Raw genomic sequence first — 3,488 nt, 5'->3', positions numbered from 1 at the left:
TCATCAAAAACTTAGCTTTTTCTTGATTTTATTTCTTTTTGGATAGCATTTAGGCTCGCGAGGTTGATGATGAGCATGGGTAATAAAACTGAAGGCACGACAGTCATGGCACTAAAACCTTGTCGAATTGCCAAAAAAACTACGGCAAACACCGCCACCATAAGTAAACCCACTATTGCCGAGGTAGCTTTTTTTGCGTTTTTAGCTTTGGTTTCGAGTTCTTCTAAGGTCATTTTAGCGTAAGGGTTTTCTTTCATTTCGGATAAACGTTTGAGTTAGATTTCGACAAATATACTTATAAAACTGAGTTGAATAGCTTCAATGAAGACGTAAATTCATCGTTAGTCCCATTTTTTCATAAAGTATTTCGTACTTTTGTACTTCATTTCGAATCAAATAAAAATTATCAATACGAAATATCGTATGAGAAAGAAAATTGAAATTCTGTCACCAGCCAAAAACCTGATTCAAGGAATGGCCGCCATCAATGCAGGGGCAGATGCTGTATATATTGGAGCTCCGCAGTTTGGGGCAAGAACCAACGCCACCAATTCGGTTGAAGACATTGCCGAAATGGTGCGTTATGCTCACTTATTCAAGGCACAAGTTTTTGTGGTTATCAATACAATTTTGTACGATGACGAACTGAATCAATGCAAAAAACTGATTCATGAACTCTACGATATTGGCGTTGATGCCCTCATTGTGCAAGACATGGCCATTATGGAAATGGATTTGCCGCCAATCGTGATTCACGCCAGTACGCAAGCCAATAACCGTGACCCAAAACATGTGAAGTTTTTGGCCGATGCAGGTATGAAACGTGCGGTTTTGGCTCGTGAGCTGAACCTCGACCAAGTGCGTGAAATCCACGAAGCGACTGATATCGAACTCGAATTCTTTGTTTCGGGGGCATTGTGTGTGTCGTTTAGTGGCAATTGTTACATGAGTATTGCGGGCGGCGAGCGTAGTGCCAATCGTGGTTCGTGTGCCCAAAACTGCCGCTTGCCTTATCAGTTGATTGACGGAACTGGCAAAACGCTCATTGCAAATAGTCATTTGTTGTCAATCAAAGATTTAGATTTAAGCGACCAACTTCCCAACCTCATCGAAGCGGGTGTTTGTTCGTTCAAAATCGAAGGGCGTTTGAAAGATATTGTTTATGTAAAAAACAATACTTCGTTTTTGAGGAAGAAATTAGACTCTTTCTTGGAAGCTAATGCCGAAAAATACCAAAAAGCATCGTCGGGTAGAACTTTCTACAACTTCGAGCCAGAAATGGACAGAAGTTTCAACCGTGGCTATACCGATTATTTTGTAAACAAACGCAAAGAGAAAATCGGAAACTGGGAAAGTCCAAAATCGCAGGGGCAGTATATCGGAAAAGTGCTTGAAATAAAAGCCAATGGCTATATTATTGAAAATTATGAGAAGCTAAATAATGGTGATGGACTTTATTTCATCAATGCCGATGGCGAAGCCGATGGAGCTCAAATTAATATCATTTTCAATAATATTGTTATTCCAAATACTTTCAAGCCGTTGCCCATTGGTACACTTATCTACCGAAACTCTGATGCGGAGTTCAATAAAATGGTAGAAAAAGAAAACAGTGCGGTGCGTAAAATTGGTGTGAAACTATACTTTACCGAAACTGCCGATGGTTTCCAGCTAAAAGCCATTGACGAAGACGGACACCACAATACGGTGAGTATGCAAGCCGAGAAAGTGCTGGCAAATTCGGCCGAATCGGTGATTCCGAATATCAAGAAAAATTTAGCTAAGACAGGAAACACACCGTTTATTGTTGATGATATTGAAGTAGATTTTTCGGGAAATTGGTTTTTACCAATCTCGAAAGTAAACGAAATCAGAAGAGAAGTTTTAGAGCAACTCGTAGATATTCGGGTGAAAGAATACCACCGAGAAACTTTCCAGATTCAGAAAACCGACCACCCGTATCCAGTACAAAAGTTAGATTACACTTACAACGTATCGAATAAATTGGCGAGAGCCTTTTATAAACGACACGGCGTAACGGAAATCGAAAAAGCTTTTGAACTACAATGGGACCCAGGCAAAGCACGAGTAATGACCACCAAATATTGCGTGAAATATGAATTGGGCAAATGTGCGAGATTCCAACGTGAAACAATGGGCGAGAAATTGGTGGAACCGCTCACGCTCAAACACGGTGAAAACGAATACAAATTGAAGTTTAATTGCAAGCCTTGCGAAATGGAAATTTGGGAAAAAGATGCCGAGTTAGAATTTGAAGACGAAGACGAGCAATTGGGCTGGTTTAGTAAATAAGATTACAAGTAAGCATAAAAACCGTCTGATACTTGATGTCAGACGGTTTTTTTATGGCTTTAAAAGCTCTTTCACTAAACTTAATTCTTCCACTGTTTCTGAATCTAAATTCTTATTCTCGGCCATAATTTTATCTATTTTTATCAAAAATTTGCTTTTGACATCGGCGTCATTGAGCCAATTGGATATGATTTTATTAATGGATTCTTCTTCGTTTTGAGTTTCAAAATAACTGGAGGTTTGATAATTGAATTCGTTAATAATAAAATCCTTGAATTGCAGAGTGCTTTCAATATTTTCTGCATTTGTCCACGCATCTAAGATAGGTTTTAGAGGAAAATGTGCAACTCCAAACATTGTCAAATATGCTGAAATATCATCACCTTCGGGCGAATAGGGGTAGTACGATAAACACTTTTTAAAGAATTCGACCGAAAAATTTTGTAATAATTGTAATTCTTCGCTTGTCCAACGCTCGGGTTTGTGGAGGTCTAATCGCATAAAAACTTCCTCTGTTGAGGCACAAGGAAAGTCGAAATTACGGACAAGTTCTAAAACCCTTGGAAGAAAATGTTTCATCTCCCAAAGTTCTCGGTCGGTATAACCTCTTGCTGATTCAAAATAACCTGACCTTAAAACCGAACTCGAAATTTCTCGTAAAGGAGTATTCACTAATCGGGCTTCATCGGCATCACTAACACAGCACTGTTTGCACACATCTAAGGTTTGCCCGATTGTGTAGTTTTCAAAAAGTTTATACGATTTTTCTACGATTTCTTCGAGTAACATTTGGTTTCTTAATTGATAATTTCCCCTGTATTTTTAGCTAAAGCGTCTTTCCATCGGGCTATTTCTTCGGGTGTTTGCCTTACCCAATCGCTTACTTCTCCAACAATTTTTAGCGGAGATTTGCTACGATACGAACGAGTTGGATTCCCTGGAAATTTTTTATCAGTAACATTCGGGTCATTTTCAAATTCTCCAGTTGGCTCAACGATATAGACACGCTGTGGGCCATCGCCTTGTGCTAAGGCAGCCGCAAGCCCAGCTCCGTTGGGCAGTGCTGTGAAGTAAATATGATTCATTATGATTTCGGGTTTGTAGTTTGACCGAAACCCCGCCGTGAGTAAATCGCCTACTTGTAAGTCAGCTTTTGTGCCGTGATAAAATGGGCC

Annotated in this window: 4 protein-coding genes; 1 reads left to right on the top strand and 3 read right to left on the bottom strand. The window is 39.6% G+C overall.

Features of this window, described 5'->3' with window-relative positions; genetic code table 11:
* Nucleotides 1–11: 11 nt before the first annotated feature.
* Nucleotides 12–257, bottom strand: coding sequence for a hypothetical protein (locus ACOVO2_RS05060; protein ID WP_421768918.1), 246 nt, complete (start codon nt 255–257; stop codon nt 12–14).
* A gap of 166 nt (nt 258–423) precedes the next feature.
* Between ACOVO2_RS05060 and ACOVO2_RS05055 the strand changes: the two genes are divergently transcribed.
* Nucleotides 424–2,313, top strand: coding sequence for a peptidase U32 family protein (locus ACOVO2_RS05055; protein ID WP_421768917.1), 1,890 nt, complete (start codon nt 424–426; stop codon nt 2,311–2,313).
* A 51-nt stretch (nt 2,314–2,364) separates the two neighbouring features.
* On the opposite strand, the gene ACOVO2_RS05050 is transcribed toward ACOVO2_RS05055, so the two are convergent.
* Together ACOVO2_RS05050 and arr are read right to left on the bottom strand one after the other, a co-directional pair.
* Nucleotides 2,365–3,102, bottom strand: coding sequence for a hypothetical protein (locus ACOVO2_RS05050; RefSeq protein ID WP_421768916.1), 738 nt, complete (start codon nt 3,100–3,102; stop codon nt 2,365–2,367).
* Between the two features lie 8 nt (nt 3,103–3,110).
* Nucleotides 3,111–3,488 (bottom strand): NAD(+)--rifampin ADP-ribosyltransferase (gene arr / locus ACOVO2_RS05045; RefSeq protein WP_421768915.1); only part of this gene is annotated, 378 nt, incomplete at its 5' end.

Source organism: Emticicia sp. (assembly GCF_049241225.1).
Lineage (GTDB): Bacteria > Bacteroidota > Bacteroidia > Cytophagales > Spirosomataceae > Emticicia.
This window is presented reverse-complemented; position numbering and strand designations above follow the sequence as displayed.

Coding starts and splice junctions, on each gene's coding strand:
- ACOVO2_RS05050 (WP_421768916.1), bottom strand. CDS start 3,102: ATGTTACTCGAAGAAATCGTAGAAAAATCGTATAAACTTTTTGAAAAC.
- ACOVO2_RS05060 (WP_421768918.1), bottom strand. CDS start 257: ATGAAAGAAAACCCTTACGCTAAAATGACCTTAGAAGAACTCGAAACC.
- ACOVO2_RS05055 (WP_421768917.1), top strand. CDS start 424: ATGAGAAAGAAAATTGAAATTCTGTCACCAGCCAAAAACCTGATTCAA.